General features: G+C 70.3%; 18 protein-coding genes and 1 pseudogene. 8 read left to right on the top strand and 11 right to left on the bottom strand.

Annotated features, from left to right (window positions below; all coding sequences use genetic code 11):
• Nucleotides 1-484 precede the first annotated feature (484 nt).
• Nucleotides 485-1174: a Rieske (2Fe-2S) protein gene (locus tag ABH920_RS40370; protein ID WP_370354590.1), complete on the bottom strand. Its 690-nt coding sequence runs from the start codon at nt 1172-1174 to the stop codon at nt 485-487.
• Nucleotides 1171-1812: an RNA polymerase sigma factor gene (locus ABH920_RS40365; protein ID WP_370354589.1), complete on the bottom strand. Its 642-nt coding sequence runs from the start codon at nt 1810-1812 to the stop codon at nt 1171-1173. The genes ABH920_RS40370 and ABH920_RS40365 overlap by 4 nt, the downstream gene beginning before the upstream one ends.
• 210 nt (nt 1813-2022) lie before the next feature.
• Here ABH920_RS40365 and ABH920_RS40360 point away from each other — a divergent pair, with 210 nt between their 5' ends.
• The 3 genes from ABH920_RS40360 to ABH920_RS40350 are packed head-to-tail and all read left to right on the top strand — an operon-like array spanning nt 2023 to nt 3961.
• A complete protein-coding gene (locus ABH920_RS40360; protein ID WP_370354588.1) occupies nt 2023-2598 on the top strand; it encodes a plastocyanin/azurin family copper-binding protein in 576 nt (191 codons plus the stop codon).
• A complete protein-coding gene (locus ABH920_RS40355) occupies nt 2595-3551 on the top strand; it encodes a metallophosphoesterase (RefSeq protein WP_370354587.1) in 957 nt (318 codons plus the stop codon). Before ABH920_RS40360 ends, ABH920_RS40355 begins: the two co-directional genes overlap by 4 nt.
• Nucleotides 3548-3961, top strand: a complete 414-nt coding sequence (locus ABH920_RS40350; protein WP_370354586.1) for a hypothetical protein — start codon at nt 3548-3550, stop codon at nt 3959-3961. Before ABH920_RS40355 ends, ABH920_RS40350 begins: the two co-directional genes overlap by 4 nt.
• Nucleotides 3962-4021: 60 nt before the next feature.
• Here the strand turns inward: ABH920_RS40350 and ABH920_RS40345 are convergent, their stop codons facing one another.
• A complete protein-coding gene (locus ABH920_RS40345; RefSeq protein ID WP_370354585.1) occupies nt 4022-5578 on the bottom strand; it encodes a GGDEF domain-containing protein in 1557 nt (518 codons plus the stop codon).
• A gap of 250 nt (nt 5579-5828) precedes the next feature.
• On the opposite strand from ABH920_RS40345, the pseudogene ABH920_RS40340 reads away from it, so the two are divergent.
• The 3 genes and pseudogenes from ABH920_RS40340 (at nt 5829) to ABH920_RS40330 (ending at nt 8314) form a co-directional block, all read left to right on the top strand.
• Nucleotides 5829-6468 (top strand): annotated as a pseudogene (locus ABH920_RS40340) (HNH endonuclease).
• A gap of 165 nt (nt 6469-6633) precedes the next feature.
• On the top strand, nt 6634-7260 hold the full coding sequence (locus ABH920_RS40335; RefSeq protein ID WP_370354584.1) for a TIGR03086 family metal-binding protein: 627 nt from the start codon (nt 6634-6636) through the stop codon (nt 7258-7260).
• Between the two features lie 10 nt (nt 7261-7270).
• Nucleotides 7271-8314, top strand: a complete 1044-nt coding sequence (locus ABH920_RS40330; protein WP_370354583.1) for a sigma-70 family RNA polymerase sigma factor — start codon at nt 7271-7273, stop codon at nt 8312-8314.
• Here ABH920_RS40330 and ABH920_RS40325 read toward each other — a convergent pair.
• The 8 genes from ABH920_RS40325 to ABH920_RS40290 form a co-directional block, all read right to left on the bottom strand.
• Nucleotides 8298-8420 carry a hypothetical protein gene (locus ABH920_RS40325; RefSeq protein ID WP_370354582.1) on the bottom strand — a complete coding sequence of 41 codons (123 nt, stop codon included), beginning with the start codon at nt 8418-8420 and terminating at the stop codon, nt 8298-8300. The genes ABH920_RS40330 and ABH920_RS40325 overlap by 17 nt on opposite strands.
• A gap of 580 nt (nt 8421-9000) precedes the next feature.
• Nucleotides 9001-10389, bottom strand: a complete 1389-nt coding sequence (locus ABH920_RS40320) for a GH1 family beta-glucosidase (protein WP_370354581.1) — start codon at nt 10387-10389, stop codon at nt 9001-9003.
• A 26-nt stretch (nt 10390-10415) separates the two neighbouring features.
• Nucleotides 10416-11402, bottom strand: coding sequence for an ABC transporter ATP-binding protein (locus tag ABH920_RS40315; RefSeq protein ID WP_370354580.1), 987 nt, complete (start codon nt 11400-11402; stop codon nt 10416-10418).
• Nucleotides 11399-12337 (bottom strand): ABC transporter permease, encoded by a 939-nt coding sequence (locus ABH920_RS40310; RefSeq protein ID WP_370354579.1) that lies wholly within the window; start codon nt 12335-12337, stop codon nt 11399-11401. The genes ABH920_RS40315 and ABH920_RS40310 overlap by 4 nt, the downstream gene beginning before the upstream one ends.
• 4 nt (nt 12338-12341) lie before the next feature.
• Nucleotides 12342-13313, bottom strand: a complete 972-nt coding sequence (locus ABH920_RS40305; protein WP_370354578.1) for an ABC transporter permease — start codon at nt 13311-13313, stop codon at nt 12342-12344.
• On the bottom strand, nt 13310-14506 hold the full coding sequence (locus ABH920_RS40300; protein WP_370354577.1) for an ABC transporter ATP-binding protein: 1197 nt from the start codon (nt 14504-14506) through the stop codon (nt 13310-13312). Before ABH920_RS40300 ends, ABH920_RS40305 begins: the two co-directional genes overlap by 4 nt.
• Before the next feature lie 101 nt (nt 14507-14607).
• Nucleotides 14608-16305, bottom strand: coding sequence for an ABC transporter substrate-binding protein (locus ABH920_RS40295; protein ID WP_370354576.1), 1698 nt, complete (start codon nt 16303-16305; stop codon nt 14608-14610).
• A 116-nt stretch (nt 16306-16421) separates the two neighbouring features.
• A complete protein-coding gene (locus ABH920_RS40290; RefSeq protein WP_370354575.1) occupies nt 16422-17426 on the bottom strand; it encodes a LacI family DNA-binding transcriptional regulator in 1005 nt (334 codons plus the stop codon).
• A 391-nt stretch (nt 17427-17817) separates the two neighbouring features.
• Here ABH920_RS40290 and ABH920_RS40285 point away from each other — a divergent pair, with 391 nt between their 5' ends.
• Both ABH920_RS40285 and ABH920_RS40280 read left to right on the top strand, forming a co-directional pair.
• Entirely contained in the window at nt 17818-18513 is a 696-nt protein-coding gene (locus ABH920_RS40285; protein ID WP_370354574.1) for a GPP34 family phosphoprotein, read from the top strand.
• A gap of 125 nt (nt 18514-18638) precedes the next feature.
• The gene (locus ABH920_RS40280; protein WP_370354573.1) at nt 18639-20084 is read left to right on the top strand and encodes an alpha/beta hydrolase; all 1446 of its coding nucleotides are present in this window, start codon (nt 18639-18641) and stop codon (nt 20082-20084) included.
• Nucleotides 20085-20182 lie beyond the last annotated feature (98 nt).

Raw genomic sequence — 20182 nt, 5'->3', positions numbered from 1 at the left:
AACCCTTAACTCCCCGCTCTTGCGGACCGGTCTGCTTCCGTGAGGCGACGATGCGACGGGGAACCCGGGACATAGGCGACCACAAGCAGTGTCCGCCGGCAGACAGCGCGGCCCCTCTCCCCGGAGCGAGGCCGCTCGCCGCGCAGGCGCCGCCGGAGGCCCTGTCTTTGACTCTCGTGCCCACCACACGCGGCCGCCAGCCGCCAGACCAAACGCGTGCGCAGTGACTCGAACCCGCGCGCGGTCGTGCACACGAACAACCGCCAGCCGCCAGCGTAACCTGCGGGGCACCACCGAACTGCGCCACCCAGCGGATCCTTCTTAAAGCCCTGCGAAGCCGTAAAAAGCTCCTAAAACCCACCACCAAACCGCACCCGCCACCCCAGCAACACACAGGTCAGCAACGCCTAAAAATCGCCTGCAAAACCACGGAACAACCCGCAACACAGACGAACCGCGTCACCAGCCCTAACCCAGCCCCGACTCAAGCCTGACTCGGCGCATAAACCTGAATCTGCCCGCCATCGATCCGCACCGGCAACCGAGGCAGCGCCGGCAGCGGCGAACCGCCCGCAGGCCGGACCAACGGCCCCCCTGCCAGCGTGAACGTGGCCCCGTGGCACGGGCACGCCAGTTGCTCGTGCGGCGTGTCGAGCCGCAGGCGGCAGCCCTGGTGCGTGCAGAAGCCCGAGACGGCCTGCACGCGTCCCGACTCCCGCCGGACGAAGCCCGAGACTGCGCCGAGGTCGAACGACAGCACCGCTCCTTCGGCGAGGTCGGCCTCGCTCATGACGTTCTGCCACGTACCGACCGTGGGCGTCAGGTCCGGCTCCGCCGTGACCGGCGACGCCGGGCCCACGGCCGCCTGGTCCGCGACCACCCCCGCGACCACCCCCGTCGCCGTGAGCGCGGTGGCGGTCAGAAACCGGCGGCGTCCCCGGTTGCGGTGCGCTGCCGGCAGCGCCGCCGCGGGCTGCGGGGCGTCCTGGCGGTCGGCGATGCGGCGGCGGAGGTCCTCTACGAACGCCTCGCGCGGGCGTTGGGCGTCGGGAGCCGCGGCGGCGAGGTCGATGGCGGCTCGGGCTACGGCGATGTCGTCCTCGGTGGGGGCGAAGGGTGCGGGGCGGCGACGGCGCAGCAGGCTGTCCACGTAGCGGTCGATCGGGCGCTTCATGACGCTTCCCCTTCCTGGTCGAGCCCCGCGGCGCGGCGGAGGGCGCGGTGTTGCAGGACTTTGGCGTTGGCCACCGTTACGCCGAGTTCGGCGGCGGCGGCCTTGATCGAGTATCCGCGCAGAAAGCGCAGGGTCAGGATGGCGCGGTGGCGTTCCGGGAGTCCTGACAGGATCGCCCCGATGCGTTCGGCGGTGCGGCCTGCCCGCTCGTCCTCGGCCGGTCCGGTGAAGTCTTCCAGGCCGGCCTCGTCGACGTCGATCACGGTGACCTGGTGCCCCAGTGTGGAGCGCCAGTGCGTGGCCAGGACGGTGCGCGCCGTGGTGAGCAGGTAGGCGCGGACCTCGCCGACGCTGGCCGTGGCCCGGAGCGGGCCGAAGGCGGTCAGGAACACCTGGGAGGTCAGGTCCTCGGCGTCGTGGCGGTTGCCGACTTTGGCGTACATGAGCCGGTAGATCCGTTCGACATTGTCGGCGTAGATCGCCTCCCAGCCGGGGTACGCGGCGGTGGGCAGGGCTCGGGGCTGCGCGGGATGTCCGGGTTGCCCCGACTGCCCTGACTGCCCCGACTGCTCAGGCCGCGCGGCGGTCACGCCGTGCTCCAGAGCCCTGACGAGTAGCGCCAGGCGCCTCCTGCTCACACCTCATCGTAGAGCGCCATCCGTGATCGACCTCGCAGAGCGTCCGTCGGTGCCGGTAGGTCCGGTCTCACGAAGAGATAGGGATCCGGGTTACACCCGGCCGCTGTAACCCTCCTGGCTATTGGTCATGGGGGACGCCGGCCGGTGTCCGCCCGCATCGGACACCGGCCGGTCCCGCATCGAGCAGACGAAATCAGGAGTCGAAATCACATGAAACCGAGAGTCGGCCGAAGCCCCGGCGATCCCGGCCGTTCGCGTACCGCAGCCCTGGCCGGCCTGGCCGTGGCCACGCTCGCCCTGACGGCAGCGTGCAGCAGCGCCGCGTCCCACCCGGCCGCGGCCGGCACCGGCACGGCAATCGTGCCGGGCAGCGGGCAGTCGCTGGCCGGCGCGCCCGGCGCCACCGCGACCGGGCCGGTCGCCGGCACGGGGACCGGCGCCGACGCCACGTCGATGCCGGGCATGACCATGACCATGGGCTCAGCAGGCTCAGCAGGCGGTTCCAACACCGCGCCGGCCGCGCCGGTGTCCGGCAACGCCGTGGCCATCATGAACTTCGCGTTCGCGCCGGCCGCCCTGACCGTGAAGGCCGGCACCACGGTGACCTGGACGAACAAGGACGGCGACGCGCACACGGTCACCAGCCAGGGCTCCGGCGGACCGCTGGCGTCGGCGGCCCTGGCCACCGGCCAGAGCTATTCGTTCACGTTCACCAAGCCCGGCACGTACTCGTACCTGTGCACCATCCACCCGTTCATGACCGCGACAGTGACGGTGACGCCATGACCGAAGAGCAAGCCACGAACGACGAGCACGGCATGACCCGCCGCCAGCTGATCCGCCACGCCGGCTGGTTCGGATCCGCGGTCGTCCTCACCGTCGCCGGCGGCGAGGTGATCAGCCACGTCGCGCACGACAAGGACAGCGCCGCGGCCGCGGCGACGGCCGCCGATGCCAATGCCCTGCGATTCGTCCAGATCTCCGACAGCCACATCGGCTTCGCGGGCCCGGCGAACACCGACGTCACCGCCTCGTTCACCGAGGCGATCGACCAAGTCAACACCCTGGGATTCCGTCCGGACTTCGTCATGCACACCGGCGACCTGACCCATCTGTCGACGGCGGCGCAGTTCGACCAGGTCCGGCAGATGCTGACCCAGGTACGCACCGAGCGGGTGTTCACCGTGCCGGGCGAACACGACTCGGTCGGCGACTCCGGGCGCGCCTACCGGCAGACGTTCGGCGCGGGGACGACCGGCGACGGCTGGTACTCGTTCGACACCCACGGCGTGCACTTCATCGCGCTGGTCAATACCCTGAGTCTGGAGAAGCTCGGGCATCTGGGCAACGACCAGATCGACTTCGTGCGCCGGGACGTCGCAGGTCTGAGCTCTGATACACCGATCGTGGTGTTCAGCCACATCCCGCTGTTCGCCATGTATCCGGCGTGGGGATGGAGCACCGACGACGCGTTGCAGGTCTTGGCGCTACTGAAAAGGTTCGGCTCCGTCACCTGCCTCAACGGGCACGTGCACCAGCTGTTCAGCAAGACCGAGGGCAACGTCACCTTCCACTCCGCGACCACGACCGCCTATCCACTTCCCGCTCCCGGCAAGGCGCCGGCCCCGACACCGCAGGTGCTGCCGGCCGGGCATCTCAAGGAGGCGCTGGGGATCCGCACCGTAACGTACAAAACCAGCGACTCGGCGCTGGCCATCACCGACACGAGGCTGGCATGAAGTCCCGGACGGTGCTCGACGTCGGGCTGCGGGTCGCGAGCGCCGCCACGTTGTCGGTCAGCGGCTATATCCACGCTCAGCTGTATGTCACCGGCTACCGGTTCATCCACGTCGTGGGGGTGCTGTTCCTGCTTCAGGCCAGCGCGTCCTTCGCGGTGGCGGCGCTGGTCCTGGCCGGCGGGCCCGTGCTGCTGCGGCTGGCCGCGGCGGGAGCGGCGGCCGGGGCGCTCGGCGGGTTCGCGGCGTCGAGGACGGTCGGCGTGTTCGGCTTCACCGAGCGGGGCTGGCAGCCGTCGCCGCAGTCGCTGATCAGTGTTCTGGTCGAGGTCGCGACGTTGCTGCTGCTGGTTCCGACGTATGTCGAGGCGGTGAAGTGGGCCCGGGTGGAGGTGGCACGGCTGCGGGCTTGATCCGTCCCGACACATCAGCGGCGCATCAGTGACGTATCAAGAGACGTATCAAGTGAGGTATCAGTAGCCTGGCTCGTAGTCGTCATCGCCGTCCGGCCAGGTCCCCGGGCGGCGGGCGCCGAACTGTTTGGCGCGCAGCATCAGCAGATCGGCGGTGCGGAACGCGGCGGGCAGGCCGCCGGGCCCGTCGAGCGGCGCGAAGCCGACGGTGAAGCTGACGGGGGTGCCGGGCGCAAGGTCGTTCCAGTCGTGGGCCTCGACGGCGGCGCGCAGCCGGTCGCCGACCGCGCGGGCCTCGGCGGGCGTGGTGCCCGGCAGGATGATGACGAACTCGTCGCCGCCGTAGCGGGCCAGGAAGCTGCCGCCGCGCAGGGTGCGGGACAGGATCGCCGCGACCTGTTCCAGGACCTGGTCACCGACCAGGTGGCCGTGGATGGTGTTGACCTCCTTGAAGTGGTCCAGGTCGCCGACGCCGAGCATGGCGGTGCGGCCGGACCGGGTGAGCTCTTCGACGTACCGCTCCAGGTGGCGGCGGTTGGGCAGGCCGGTGAGGGAGTCGGTGTGCGCCTCGTCGGTGTAGCGGCTGACGTTGCGGCGCAGTTCGTCGAAGTCCAGGCGCGCGGTGATGCCGTCGACGAACAGGTCGTAGATCGGGTCGGCGGCCTCGGCGATGCTCAGGGTGGCTTCGCCGGCGGCTTTGTAGGCCGAGGCGTAGTCGCCCTGGACGGCGTAGGCCATGGCTTTGAGGTGCGGGACTTCGGCGGCGCCGAGCCGGGTGTGGGTGGTGCTGGCGTCCTTGAGTAGTTGGAGGGCGAGCGCCGGGCGGTATTCGGCGATGGCGAGCGCGGCGTGGCCGAGGCGGCGTATCTCGGCGTTCTCCAGGATCGGCTCGGCGGTGCTGTCCAGCAGCGCGTGGACGTCGACGTCGACGCGTCCGCCGAGGGAGGCGTACCGCGCCGCCGCGTAGCCGAGGTAGCCGCGCTCCATCTCGATGAGGTCGTCGAGTCCCAGGTGCACGACCAGGTCGCGGAGCAGGGCTTTGGCGGCCACGGATTCGCCGCGCTGGTCGAGCCACACCGCGTGCCGGACCTTGATCTCGGGGTGCGCGGCGAGCTTGCGGTCCATGGCGGTGCCCAGCCGGCTGATGCGCTCGGCGTGGCCCTGCGCGGCGACGGCGTGGCGGTGGAAGCCGACGTAGGAGTAGGTGACGGCCATCGCGATCCAGGGCCGCAGCGCGCGGACGTCGGTGGCGGTGGCCTCCAGCGCGCGGGCGCCGCGGACGAGGTTGGTGACGCAGCGTTCCAGCGAGCCCTCGCGGTAGGCGAAGAACGCGGCGAGGGCGTGGAACTCGCCGAGGTCGGCGGGCGCCGCACCGTTGGCCTGGGCGGCGTGCCAGGCGGCGTCGATGACGACGGGGCACTCGCGCAGCCGGTCGGTGTTGAGCAGCGCCGAGAGCTTGGCGAGCAGGACGCCCAGGATCTCCTGCGGGTCGGTGAGCTCAGCGAGCAGCCGGTCCGCGAGGTCGATCGCCTCGGAGTGCCGACCCTCCCAGTTCAGGCGAGACACCGCGAGCCGAGGCCCGGACCAGACCGAGGAACCACCCTCCTCGCTGTTCACCTCTGCAACTCCAGCATGGTCACCGCAAGGTCGGCTTTGTCCCATCGTGGGCCCGGGTGGGGGCGGGCGCCACGGCGTGGGGCCGGTCGGGGGGCTCGGGGTCGGGCGGGGACCGGTCGGGGAACCGTTGCGGGCTCGCCGACGCGTTCAGTTCGGGGCTTCGGGGCTTCGGGGCTTCGGGGCTTCGGGGCTTAGCCGCGTCGCCGCTTCGGCGTTTGTCGGCCGCGCGGCGGCTTCCTACGCTGACCGGATGGACTGGATCCACCGCGTCGACGCCATCCGTCAGTGGGCGCAGAACGGCAACCGCGCGCCGCACAAGCCGCTCCTGCTGCTGTTCGCGCTCGGCCGCTTCCAGCGCGACGGCGGCGCGCCGATCCGGTTCGACCAGGCGCGCGCCGAGCTGGACCAGCTGCTGGTGGAGTTCGGGCCGCCGAATCCGACCAGCGCCGGGCGACACGGCCGTGCGGACGGCGAAGGCGGAGCGGGTGCGCGGGGCGCAGTTCCGCAAGGATGTGCTGCTGGCGTACGAATACCAGTGCGCGTTCTGCGGTTACGACGGCCTGCTCGCCGGCGCTCCGGTCGGGCTGGACGCGGCGCACGTGCGCTGGTGGGCGTTCGCGGGGCCGGACGACGTCGCGAACGGCATCTGCCTGTGCGCGCTGCACCACAAGCTCTTCGACAAGGGCGTCCTCGGCGTCGCCACCGATCACCGGATCATGGTCACCGCGCACTTCGTGGGCCGGTCGGCGAGCGCCGAGCGGCAGGTCCTGGACCTGCTGGACCGGCCGTTGCGGGCGCTGCAGGGCGGGTTCCCGGTGCCGGACGCGGAGCATCTGGGGTGGCATCGCCGGCAGGTGCTGCGGGCGCCTGTCCGTCAGGTTCGTAGCTGAGGTCCCGGGTGGCCCCAAGGGGCGGGGAGCCGGCGCACAACGGCCCCCGCCCCGAGCGATTCCCCCGGTTCGCCGCTGGTCGCGACCATGACCGATTCCTTTCCGACGCGCGCCGAGTCTGCCTGGTTGGCGGCAGTTCGCCGTTCGCGGATGAGAGGATCGACGATGACGGAACCGAGCGTGGGCCGGGGTGTGGATTTGAGCTCAGCCTTCGACAGCACGATGGGTGTCCTGCGGAAGGTCGAGCCGCAGGACCTGGCGAGGCCGACGCCGTGTGCGTCGTGGGATGTGCGGGCGCTCATCAATCACATCATCAGTGCGGCGCGTTGGTGGGCGGCCATGGTGTCCGGTGATCCGGGCCTGGAGGCCGCGGAGGGCGCGGACTTCGTCGGCGGTGAGCGTGATGGTGCCGGTGCGCGTGCTGGTGCGCGTGCTGGTGACTTCGTAGCCGCTTATGAGGAGAGCATCCGCGTCACGCTCGACGCGTTCGGAGCGCCGGGCGCCGCGGAGCGGATGGTGACGGTGCCCTTCGGGGAGTTCCCCGGCACGGCGCTGGCGCAGTTCGCGGCCACCGACCAGTTCACGCACGGCTGGGATCTCGCGCGCGCCCTCGGGCAGGACACCGATCTCGTGCCAGAGCTCGCCGTGGCGCTGCTCGGGCTGGCCGAAGTGTCCATCACCGACGCGCTGCGCGGTCCGGACACTGAGGCATCGTTCGGGCCGGAGCGTGCTGCTCCGGATGGTGCGTGCGCCGCGGACCGGTTGGCCGCGTACCTCGGACGAGAGGTGTAGGGACGCGCCTATGGCCGACGCCGCGGACGCCGACTACGGCGACGAATTCGCCGACGATTTCGCCAGGGAGACAGAGCCCTACCGGCGGGAGCTGTTCGCCCACTGCTACCGCATGCTCGGCTCGGTGCTCGACGCCGAGGACCTCGTGCAGGAGACGTATCTGCGGGCTTGGCGGCACCATGGCGGGTTCGAGGGGCGTTCGTCGGTGCGGACCTGGCTCTACCAGATCGCCACCAACGGTTGTCTGACGGCGTTGGCCAGGCGGCGCGACGCGGATCGCCGGGTCCTGCCGTCCGGCCTGGGCCCGCCGGAGCGGTACACGCAGAGCGCGCAGCTCGAACCGGACCTGCGGGAGCAGTGGCTCCAGCCGGTCCCGGACGCGCTGGTCACCACCGACGCCGAGGACCCGGCGTCGGTGGTCGCCGCGCGCGAGGGGGTGCGGCTGGCGCTGGTCGCGAGCCTGCAGCACCTGCCGGCGCGGCAGCGGGCGGTGTTGGTGCTGCGGGACGTGCTGGCGTTTCCGGCGGCGGAGGTCGCGGCCATGCTGGAGGTCTCGACGGCATCGGTGAAGAGCACGCTGCAGCGGGCCCGCGCGACCTTGCAGGAGCGGGCACCGGCCGCCGACGAGATCGCCGAGCCGACCGCGCCGCAGGCCAAGGCGGTGCTCAACAGGTACATCAAAGCCTTCGAGAACTCCGACGCGGACGCCCTGACCCGGCTGCTGCTCCACGACGCCGCGATCGAGGCGCCGCCGATCCGCGCCTGGTTCAAGGGCCTGGAGAACTGCATCCCGGTGCTGCGCGACCGGGTCCTCGGCACGCCGGGCCTGTGGCGCATGTTCCCGGTGGCGGGCGGCGCCAACGGCTGTCCGGCGGTCGCCGGGTATCTGCGCGATGCGCAGGGGCGGTATCAGCCGTACGGCGTCGTCGTGCTCGAGGTCATCGGCGATCGCGTCGGGCGGATCGTCTCGTTCGGGGATCCGCGGCTGCTTCCGGTGTTCGGCTTCGAGAACGCCGCTCTTCGGGAGGCGGGGCCGGCTACCAGCCCTCGATGACCATGCCTTCGGGCGGATGGTCCCAGTCGTCGTGCGTCTCCCATTCCGGGACCTCCGGGTTGGGAGGCGGGAGCAGCTCGTCGGCCATCGGGTACGCGCCCGTCACGAGAGCGAGTAAGAAGGCTGCGAAGCCACCGTCGAAGGTGTCCCGTTCCGCCAGCTGCCGGTACCAGATCGCGACTGTCCAGGTAGACGGGGTAGGGACACTCGTCGTAGTCCCCGTCCTCATAAGCGCCGGCGAGATAGTCGCCGATACCGCCGTCCTGCGTGGTGGCCCAGACGAAGCCCTTGAATCCGGTGGGCGCGCCCGGTTCGTGGGGCCACGCCGACGGCGCGCGGATACCGAGCTCCCGCCGGAACTGGCCGCCGCCGAAGTGGTCGACGAAATCACGGAAGTCGGCGGGGAAATCTATGCCAGCCTCCGAACGCGGCAGGTGCCACGGCACCGGCGTGACCGGTCTTTGAGGCGGTCCGAGAAGGGCCGCCAGCTTCGCCACCGTCTCGTGCACGTGTCTCTCCTGCGGTCGCCGCGATCGAAAACCATCGCGTCCACTCTGCCCGGCGGCGCCCACAGAACCCGCACACGCGCATGCCCGCGCACGCAAAAAAGGGCGGGAACCGGCGCACGACGGTCCCCGCCCCGAGCGCCCGGGGCCGGCTGCGATCGGCCCCGGGCGCTTCCCGCGTCAGTCGTCGCCCAGGGGGCGGCGGGCGCGGGCGATCGTGTCGCGCAGCCAGAGTGCGCTGCGCTTGGGGGTGCGGGCCTGGGTCCGGTAGTCGGTGCGGACGATGCCGAAGCGCTTGTCGTAGCCGTAGGCCCACTCGAAGTTGTCCATCAGGGACCAGGCGAAGTAGCCGCGGATGTCCGCGCCGCGCTGGCGGGCCTGGGCCACGGCGTCGAGGTGGGCCGCGATGTAGGTGGTGCGGTCCTCGTCGTCGACGAAGCCGTCGGCGTCGGGGACGTCGTTGTAGGCCGCGCCGTTCTCGGTGATCACCAGCGGGATGCCGGCGTACTCGTGGCCGATGCGGACCAGGAGGTTCGCGAAGTCGTCCGGCATGACCTCCCAGTCGATGTAGGTCTTGGGCAGGTCGCCGAAGTCGACGGTGCGGGTCACCGGGCGGCCGGCGGCGTCGGTGGTCGAGCCGTCGGCGGCGAAGCCGGTGGTCTTCATCGAGCGGTAGTAGTTCACGCCGAGGGTGTCCAGGGGCGCGCTGATGATCTCCAGGTCGCCGTCCTGGACCGGGATCGGCACGCCGACCGCGTCCAGGTCCTCCAGCAGGTCCGCCGGGTAGGCGCCCTTGAAGATCGGGTCCATGTACATGCGGAAGTGCAGGGCGTCGCCGCGCCGGGTGGCCTCGACGTCCACCGGCGAGTCGGAGGCCGGGATCGCGTTGCCCAGGATGTGCGTGATCGCCAGGTCGATCGGGCGGCCGGCGGCCTCGGCCGCGGCGCGCAGCCGCTGGGTCGCCAGGCCGTGGCCGAGCAGCAGGTGGTGGATCGCGGCGATGCCGTCGGCGAACTCGCGGCGGCCCGGGGCGTGCACGCCCTCGACGTAGCCCAGCCACGCCGAGCACCAGGCCTCGTTCAGGGTCGTCCAGTGCTCGACGCGGTCGCCGAGGCGCTCGTAGACCAGCTCGGCGTAGTCGGCGAACCGGTAGGCGGTGTCGCGGTGCGGCCAGCCGCCGGCGTCCTCCAACTCCTGCGGGAGGTCCCAGTGGTACAGCGTGAGCCAGGGCGTGACCCCGGCGCTCAGCAGCTCGTCGACCAGCCGGTCGTAGAACGCCAGCCCGGCGGCGTTCGCCGGGCCGCGACCGCCCGGCTGGACGCGCGGCCAGGCCACGGAGAACCGGTAGGTGTCGACGCCGAGCGACTTGATCAGCCCCACGTCCTCCGGCATCCGGTGGTAGTGGTCGCAGGCGACGTCGCCGTCCTCGCCGTTCTCGATCGCGCCGGGGACGCGGCAGAACGTGTCCCAGATCGACGGGGTCCGGCCGTCCTCATCCACCGCCCCCTCGATCTGGTACGCCGAGGTCGCGACGCCCCACCGGAAGTCGCGGGGAAGCTCCAAAGACATGGTTCTCCTCAATATTCTGATACAGCTCACGCAGACGGGTGCAAGTAGCAGGCCACGGACCGGGTCCGGTCCGAGGCCGGCCGGACCAGCGGTGGCGGCGAGACACCGCAGGGGTCGAAGGCCTTCGGGCAGCGCGGCTGGAACGCGCAGCCGACCGGCATGTCGCGCAGGTCCGGCGGGGATCCGGGGATGCCGGTCAGCTCCCGCCGGGGGCCGCGCAACGCGGGGAACGAATGCAGAAGCCCGTCGCTGTAGGGATGCAGGGACTTGTCATAGAGCTCCACGGCCGGCGCCTCCTCGACGATCCGGCCGCCGTACATGATCGCGATCCGGTCGCTGAACTCCACCAGCAGCGACAGGTCGTGGGTGATGAAGATGACGGAGAAGCCCAGCTGTTCCTTCAGCTTGGCCAGCTGCCGCATGATCTGCCGCTGCATCACCACGTCCAGCGCGGTGGTCGGCTCGTCCATGATCACCACGCGGGGCTCCAGGACCAGTGCCATCGCGATCATCACGCGCTGCCGCATGCCGCCGGAGAGCTGGTGCGGATAGCTCTCCAGCCGGTCCCGGGCGATGCCGACCAGGGACAGCATCTCGGCGGCGCGCACCATCCGCTCGGTCTTGGTGGACTTCGGGCGGTGCTCGGCGATGACGTCGGTCAGCTGCGCGGCCACGGTGGCCACCGGGTTCAGCGAGTTCATCGCGCCCTGGAACACGATCGACAGCTCCTTCCAACGGAAGGCGCGCAGTTCGGCGGGCGTCATGCGCAGCAGGTCGACCGGCTCGCCGTCGTCCGGGTGGTAGAGCACGGAGCCGCCGGTCACCACGCCGGGCGGCGGCAGCAGCCGGGTCGCGCCGTAGGCGAGCGTCGACTTGCCCGAACCGGACTCGCCGGCCAGGCCCAACACCTCGCCGCGGTTCAGCGTCAGGTCCACCTGGTTGACCGCGCGGACCGACTGCTCGCCGGTGCCGTAGTCGATCGACAGTCCTTTGATCTCCAGAACCGGGCTCATCGGCCGCCCCTCCCTGCCTCTTCCGTCCGCGGCGTGAGCACCGGGGTGAATCCGAGCCGCATGCGGGCCTTGCGTCCGTCGGGGTAGCGCACCACGGCCTTGCTGCCGCCGCGCAGCCGCGGGTTGACGATCTCGTCGATGCCGAAGTTCACCAGCGCCAGCGCCGTGCCCAGCAGCGCGATGCACAGCCCGGCCGGCACGAACCACCACCAGGCGCCGATCGCCAGCGCCTGCTGGCCCTGCGCCCAGAACAGGACCTCGCCCCAGTTCCACTCCGAGATGCCGGAGACGCCGACATAGGCCAGCGCGATCTCGGTCATGACGGCGAACATCACGGTGCCGATGAACGAGGAGGCGATGATCGCCGTGAGGTTGGGCAGGATCTCGACGGCGACGATGCGCCAGGTGGACTCGCCGCCGGCCTTCGCGGCCTGGACGAAGTCGCGGTTGCGCAGCGACAGGGTCTGGGCTCTGAGCAGCCGGGCGCCCCAGGCCCAGGACGTGCAGCCGATGACCACCGCGATCGCCCAGTCCCCGGAGTTCGGGATGACGTTGGTGACGATGACGATCAGCGGCAGGGCCGGGATCACGATGAACACGTTCGACAGCGTCGCCACCGCCTCGCCGCCGAAGCCGGTGAGGTAGCCGGAGGTGACGCCGATGATCACGGCGATCACCGTGGCCAGGATGCCGGCCGCAAAGCCGACGAACATCACGCTGCGGGTGCCGACCAGGATCTGGCTGAAGATGTCCTGGCCCAGGTGCGTGGTGCCGAACAGGTGCTTGGCCGACGGGCTCTGCAGGATGTCGTTGCTGCGCGCCGAGGGATCGAAGGGTGCCAGCGAGGCGCCGAAGAACGCCACGAAGGTGAACACGATCAGGACCGCGAGGCCGATCGTGACCTTGACGCTCGGCAGCCGGAATCGGAACTTCACGAGGTCATCCCTCCTTCCGGGTGCGCGGGTCGAGCACCATGTACGCGAGGTCGGCGAGGAAGTTCGCGGCCAGCACCGCGATCGTCACGACCAGGAAGATGCCCTGGATGAGCGGGTAGTCGTGCCCTGAGATGGCGTTGATGAGCTGCAGGCCCACCCCGGGCAGCGAGAAGACCTGCTCCACCAGGAACGTGCCGCCGACCACCAGGCCCAGGGCCATGCCGAAGCCGGAGACCGAGGGCAGCAGCGCGTTGCGCGCCGCGTACTTGGTCATCACGCGCGCCCCGGACAGGCCCTTGGCGTGCGCGACGGTGATGTAGTCCTCGGCGGTGACCGTGACCATCATGTTCCGCATCGACAGCAGCCAGCCGCCGATCGAGGTGACGATGATCGTCAGGGCCGGGAGGATCATGTGCTGGAGGATGTCGCCGGCGATGTTCCAGCCCGGGATGTTGCCGACCGTGTAGCCGCCGGACGTCGGTAGGCCGAGCGGGCCGGCGAGCCAGGCCACGGCGATCAGGCCGAGCCAGAAGTACGGGATCGACGACAGGAACGAGGTCGCCGGCAGCAGGCCGTCCACCCAGGTCCCGCGCTTCCAGCCGGCGAAGACCCCGAGCAGGGTGCCGATCAGGAACGACAGGATCGTGGTGGTGCCGATCAGCCCGAGCGTCCAGGGCAGCGCCGAGCCCAGCACCGTGGTCACCGGCTCGGGGAAGTTGCCGAAGCTGATGCCCAGGTCGCCGTGCGAGAGCTGGACCAGGTAGTGCCAGTACTGGGACGGCAGGCTCTGGTGCTTGTCCAGGCCGAACAGGATGTTCAGGGACTCCACGGCCTTGCTGTCGACCTCGCCGCGGCGCTGCTCGATCAGGGAGTCGACGGCGTTGCCGGGGATCAGGCGCGGGATGAAGAAGTTGATGGTGATGGCGGCCCAGAGGGTGAAGGCGTAGAAGCCGAGGCGGCGGGCGAAGTACCTCACGGTGCTGCCTCCTCGGAGTCCGGGTCTTCGGTGACGGCGTTTTCGGTGGCTTCGACGGGCTCGGCAGTCTCGGCGGCTTCGGGCTCAGCCTTCTCGGGCTCGGCCGTCGCGGACCCGACCGTCGTCAGCTCGGTCAACTCAGCCAGCTCGGTCAACTCGGCGAGCTCGACGTCGACCGCGGCGGCGGACCCGTCGCTCTCGTCGCTGAACAGCCAGCACGCGACCCAGTGGTCCGGCGCGTCGCCGACCAGCGTCCGCTCCGGCACCTTCGCCTTGCACACCTCCATCGCCTTCGGGCAGCGCGGATGGAACCGGCAGCCGCTCGGCGGGTCGATCAGGCTCGGCGGCTCGCCGGTGTCCTCGTCGTCGTACGGCATCGATCCGCCGCGCACGCGCTCGGGATCCGGCGCCGAGTGGACCAGCAGGTGCGTGTACGGATGCGCCGGCCGCTGGGTCACGGTCTCGGAGTCCCCGCCCTCGACCATCCGCCCGGCGTACATCACCAGCGTCTCGTCGGCGAAGTACCGCGCCGAGGCGATGTCATGGGTGATGTAGAGGATTGCGAGGTCCAGCCGCTCCTTGAGGTCCCGCAACAGGTTCAGCACGCCGAGCCGGATCGACACGTCGAGCATCGACACCGGCTCGTCGGCGAGCAGCGCCTCGGGGTCGGCGGCCAGCGCCCTGGCGATGGATACGCGCTGGCGTTGCCCCCCGGACAGTTCGTGCGGGTACTTCTCCAGGTACAGCGAGGCCGGCGTCAGCTGGACCCGGCCCAGCAGCTCGGCCAGCGACTCCTCGCCGGTGTACCGGCCGTGGATCTTCAGTGCGCGGGTCAGGTGATGCCGCACGGTGTGCACCGGGTTCAGCGACGCGAACGGGTCCTGGAAGATCAGCTGCACCCGGCGCGCGTACGCCTTGAACTGCCGTCCGCCCTTGACCGCGGTGGACACGCCGCCGATCCGGATGTCGCCGCCGGTGCGCGGGTAGAGCTGCGCGAGCAGCCGGGCGACCGTCGACTTGCCGGAGCCGGACTCGCCGACCAGCGCGGTGACCCGGCCCCGGCGCAGGCTCAGGGAGACGTCGTCGACCGCGTGCACCACCTTCGGCGTACGGGTCAGGGCCGCACGGCCGTGGGCGCGGACCGGGAAGTGCTTGGTCAGCGCCTCGGCTTCCAGGACCACCTCGGAGGTCATCGAAAGGTTCCTTCCACGGGCCGGGCGGCGGCGCCCCTCAACGCCGCCACCCGGCCCTGATCACAGGGAGTCACAGTGGCTCGGTGGCCCTGTCGGACCGGTCAGGAGGACGGGGTCAGGTGCAGGACGATGTCTTCCATCCCCCACCGGGTCGGCTGCGGCGCCTCGTAGGCGTTGTCCGCGGTCGGCCAGCCGCTCCAGTTCTTCGTGGAGTACTCGGCGCCGAGGTTGCCGGCCGAGGTCGGGATCATCGGCATCTCCTGGACGAACAGCTGCTCCAGGTTGTCCATGGCGGTCTTGCGGCTGGCGTCGTCGGTGGCGTTGGAGTACGCCTTCAGCGCGGCGTCCACCGCCGGGTTCTTGTAGCGGCCGAAGTCGCCGGTCGCGGCGGTGCCGATGGGCTCCAGGCCGGCCGAGTCCATGATCTGGTCGTACATGTCGTACGGCGTGGTCCCGGAGTTCGTCCAGTGCAGCGCGGCCTCGAAGTTGCCCTTGGCGATGTTGTCGAACCAGGCGTCGTCGTTGGCCTTGTCGATGGTCGCGTTGATGCCGATGGTGGCCAGGTTGTCCTTGATGATCGCCAGGTCGGTCTGGTAGTCGTTCCAGTCCGCCGGGTCGGTCAGGGTCAGCGTCACCGGCTTGCCGGTCGGGTCCATCAGGGTGCTGCCGCTGTAGGTGAAGCCGTTGTCGGTCAGCTCCTTCTTCGCCGCGGCCACGCCGGTGGTCGGCGTGACGCCCTTGAACTGGTCGGCGATGTAGGGCTCACCCTGCGGCGTGGGGACGCCGGTGATGTTGTCGATCAGCGGCTTGAAGTAGCCGGCCTCGCCCTGGTTGAAGATGTCGGTCCGGTTGATGACCATGCTCATCGCGCGGCGCAGGTGCGGGTTGTCCAGCGGCTTCTTGGTGGTGTTGAACCACAGGCCGTCGGCCGAGAGCTGGGCCGGGAAGTAGAGCTTGTAGTGCGCGGGGTCCCTGGCCACGAAGGTGCTCTTGGCGTCGGACATGAAGTAGTAGCTCCACTCGGCCGCGCCGGAGGTGAGCGCGGCGCCCATGGTGTCGTTGGAGCTGTAGGTGGTGAAGTTGATCGTCTTCACCTTGGGAGCCGCGCCCCAGTAGCCGTCGCGCGCCGCGACGGTGACCGTCGAGGGCGTCGTGGTCTTGATGGTGTACGGACCGGTGCCGACCGGGTTGGCGACGGTGTCCTTCGACGGGTCGGCCATCGCCGACCACTGCTTCTTGTTGATCACCTGGGTGGACAGGATCTTCGTGCGGTTCACGTACTGCGAGCCGTCGAAGGACACGGTGACCTGGTTGCCGGAGGTCGACACGTCGGTGATCGGCAGCGAGTAGTAGTTGACCTCCTTGTGGTCCTTCTGGATCTGGAAGGAGTAGGCCACGTCGTCGGCGGTCATCGGGGTGCCGTCGGACCACTTCACGCCGTCGCGGACGGTCAGGGTCACCTTGCTGTAGTCCGGGGACCAGACCCACTTGGTGGCCAGCCACGGCTGCGGGTCCTGGTCCGGCTTGGCCTCGTCCTGCATGGCCAGCGGCTCCCAGATCAGCCAGGTGTAGCCGAGCTTCTTGGCGAACGAGGAGTCCAGATAGGGGTTGTTGTTGGCGGGCAGGGTCGCTCCGTCGGGCATGCCGACGTTGAGCACCGTCTTGCCGCTGCCGCCGGTGGAACCGCCGGCGGCCTTGGTGCTCGAGCCGCAACCGGCGGCGAGGGTGACGGCCAGGCCCGCGGCCAGCAGTGCGGCCAGCGGTCGCCGGGCTGCGGTGCCGGGTGTCGCGAGGGTCATTTCTTCTCCTCCAAGCTGGGGGATCCGTGCCGCCCGCCCTGTGCGGGGGTGTGCGGCATCGCGGCACGGCCCGATGCCGGCGCGCCTGGCGGATCGCGATGGGATCTAGTCCTGATCTAGTCCTGAGATGCGGTGGAGCCTCGGACGACGAAGTCGGTCGGGATGACGACCGGCTCGGCCGGCAGGGGCTCGCCGCCGAGGTGGGCCGTGAGCAGCCGGGCCGCGGTGGCCCCCAACTCGCGCAGGGGCTGGCGGACGGTGGTCAGCGGCGGCTCGGTGAGCGCGGTGAACTCGACGTCGTCGAACCCGACGACGGCGACGTCCCCCGGCACCGCGAGTCCGGCCTCTCTCAGCGCCTGCAAGGCGCCCGCAGCGGAGAGGTCGTTGTGCGCGAAGACGGAGTCGAACCGGACCCCGTCGGCCACGGCCCGCGCCACTGCGGCGTGACCCGAGGCGATGCTGAAGTCGCCCTCCAGCACGGCTTCGGCCGGCAGCGGATGCCCGGCCTCCTCGAAGACCTCGGCGAAGCCCTCGAGCCGTTCGGTGACACAGCCGAAACCCAGCTTGCCGGTGACGACCAGCGGGTGGCGGCGTCCGGTGTCCAGCAGGTGGTTCGCGGCCTGCCGGCCCCCGGCGCGATTGGTGGTGGCGACGGAGGCGAACTGCGGCCGGCTCTCCCGATCGTCGATCAGGACCACCGGCAGACCTCCGGTGTGCAGTTCGGTGATGTAGTCCAGGGTCCCCTCGGGCTCGATGACCAGCAGCCCGTCGAAGGCCTTGGCGTTGACCTGGCTGGCGAAGCGCCGCATGGACTCGTCGCCCTGGTTGCAGGTGAAGAGCATGACCCCGAACTCGCCGCTCTCCACCACGTCCACCGCGCCCTGGATCACCTCGCCGATCCACGGCCAGGTGAGCGAGGGCACCAGCATCCCGATGACGCCGGTGCGCCCGCGCGCCAGCGACACGGCCCGCGCGCTGGGCACGTAGCCGAGCTCGTCGATGACGTGCCGCACCCGCGCCACGGTGGAGGCGTCGAGCTCGCCTTTGCCGTTGAGGACGCGGGAGACCGTGGTCTTGCTGACCCCGGCCCGGGCCGCGACGTCGGCGATGGTGATCGGCATGGACGGCGCCTTTCGGACGGCTTGGTGCCACTGGATGTGTCAGTGCTTTGGTGCGCTGTGCTGGTGCGGTGCCGGGCACTGCGCAACGCGCAACGTGCATTGTGCGTTGTCGGTGCCTTGGTGCGCTCGCGCTGTGGTGCCTGTCCCTCGGGCCCTTTGCCAGGGGCCCGGATCGGCCCGGACGGTACCGGAACCGGTCTCGCGACCGCTTACGGCACCGGTTCCGAAACCGGTTCCGGGGAGCAGTCAACACCCGGTCGGGCGGCTGGGCAATAACGGCGGGGTAACGTTCTGGAAATCTGAGGGCGGTAGGGGCGGTCGGCGGGGTCGGTGGCGGTCGACGGCGCGGCGGGGGTGTGCGGCGGGTGGTGGCAGGGGTTACCTTCGAAGCGTGCTGACACTGGGGGAAGAGCTGCTGTTGGTCGCACTGGACGCCGAGAAGGGCGTGGTGCGGGGGTCGGCGGCGATGCAGTTCGCGTTGAACGCGGCGGGAATGGCCGAGTTGGCGGCGGCAGGACGGTTGCAGTTGCGGCGCGCCGACGGATCGCCCGGCGTGACGGTCACGGCCGGCAGCGACGCGGACATCGGCGAGCAGCCGCTGCTTGAGGTGGTGCTGCTCCAGGCCCGGCAGACACAGGAAGGCCGGCGGCATCCCGAACAATGTGTCAGGAACTGGGTCTCGCCTTCGCTGTTCTCGTACCTCAAGTCGCTGCGGGAGCGGGAAGTCCTCACGTGGGACAGACCGAAGAGCCGCGCCCTGTACGGACAGCTCCATCTCCTCGACGCCGACGCGGCGGCCTCGGCCCTGGCCCGGGTCGAGCGGGTCGCGACCGGTGCCGGGCCGAGCGAGCGCGATGTGGACCTGGCTGGGATCGTGCACGGGATCGGCCTCGACGAGGACCTCTACAAGGGGTGGCGCAACAAGGCGAAGCGCGAGAGATTGTCGACGACGCTCGAGAGACATCGCTACGCGGTGATGCTCGCTCGTCTGCTTCCGGAGATCCCTGGTCAGAAGTTCACGTTCGGCTCCAGCAACGATCTGAAGACGGCGACCGACTTGAGCAACTATTGGGGTCAGACTCCCTGACTCGCACCGACCCCCTGGCGGCCTAAAAAACCATCGCCCGGTGGGTACTTCTCCCGTCGCGACGCCGTCGGCGGACACGTCATGCTGTGCCGGACACCACCGGAATCGGACGAGGAGACGCCGTCGTGGCCGACACAGGCGCTTTCAGCATCGACCTGCCGCTCATGAGCCTGGTCACCGCGGACCTGGAGGGCCTGGTCTGTACCGGCAACAGTGCGCTGAGCGAGCTCGGGTCGCTGGCGCTGGGCGGGGAGATGTTCGGTGGGATCGGGTCGCTGGTCGGCTCGGTCAACGGGCAGCTGCAGGACAGTCTGCTCAGCTCCCTGACTTCCGGCATGGGGCTGTTCGGCACGCTGAACGGCGCGGTGCAGTGCTGCGCCAGCGACTACGCCTCGCTGGACACGATGGTCTCCGACAGCTTCGCGAGCCTGGGTTTGGGCGGGACGCTGCCGTCCACGCCGACGGCCGGGACCAGCCCCGCCGACGTGAACAAGTGGTGGAACGGGCTCAGCAGCGACCAGCGGTCGGCGCTCGTGGCCGGCGAGCCGTCGCAGATCGGGGCGCTGGACGGCGTGCCGGACACCGTGCGCGACGCCGCGAACCGGACCGTGCTGTCCAACCTGCAGACGCAGACCCGGCAGCAGATCACGGATCTGAAGAACACGCCCCTGTCGCCGTACGACACCGAGGGCTTCGACGCGATGCAGAACCAGAAGCAGATCGACGCGCTGCAGGGCAAGCTCGACGGGATGAACGAGCTGCAGAAGGTGCTCAACGACGGCGGCACCAACGGCGCGCCGCAGAAGTACCTGCTGGGCATCGACACCAACGGGGTCGGGCACGCGATCGTCGCCAGCGGCAACCCGGACACCTCCGACAACGTGGTGACGGTCGTCCCCGGTGTGAGCACCGACCTGTCGGCCGGGCACGTCGACCAGTACACGAAGGCCGCCGACAGCATCGTGGCCTCCGCGCACAACGCCGACCCGAACCAGAGCACGTCGGCGGTCGCGTGGATGAACTACAACGCCCCGGCGACAGTTCCCGGCGCGCTGTTCTCAGGGCCCGCGGAAGCCGGCGGCCCGGTGTTGGACAACTTCCAGCAGGGCCTGTACGCCACCCACGACGCGAGCGACCCGCTGCACACCACGGTCATCGGCCACAGCTACGGCACCACGGTGGTCGGCGAGGCCACCCAGGCCCCCGGCGGCCTGCGCGCCGACGACGTGGTGCTGGCCGCGAGCCCGGGCATCAACGTGGACAACGCGGCGGCGATGCACGTCCCGGACGGTACCTCGCACGTGTGGGCCACCCGCGACGACAACGACCCCATCGTCTGGGCCGAGGGCTTCCACAACACCGACCCGGTGACCCCGGCCTTCGGCGCGCACGTCTTCAACGGCGGCGTCGGCCCCAGCTGGGACCCGATCGGCGCGCACGACTACTACTTCGACCCGTCCTCCCCGGCGATGGCGAACTTCGGCCAGATCGCCACCGGCCACTACGGCCAGGTGACCTCGCCGCCGCCGGTCGAGCCGGACCCGGCGTGGTCGTTCCCGATGGTGCCGTGAGTGCCGTGAGCGCCGTGAGCGCTCGGCGCTGAGACTTCGGGGAGAGAGGGCCTCCCCGACGAAGCGAGGTCCCGGTTCGGCTTCGGCCGCGCCGGGAC

This window comes from Catenulispora sp. EB89, assembly GCF_041261445.1.
Classification (GTDB): domain Bacteria; phylum Actinomycetota; class Actinomycetes; order Streptomycetales; family Catenulisporaceae; genus Catenulispora.
This window is presented reverse-complemented; position numbering and strand designations above follow the sequence as displayed.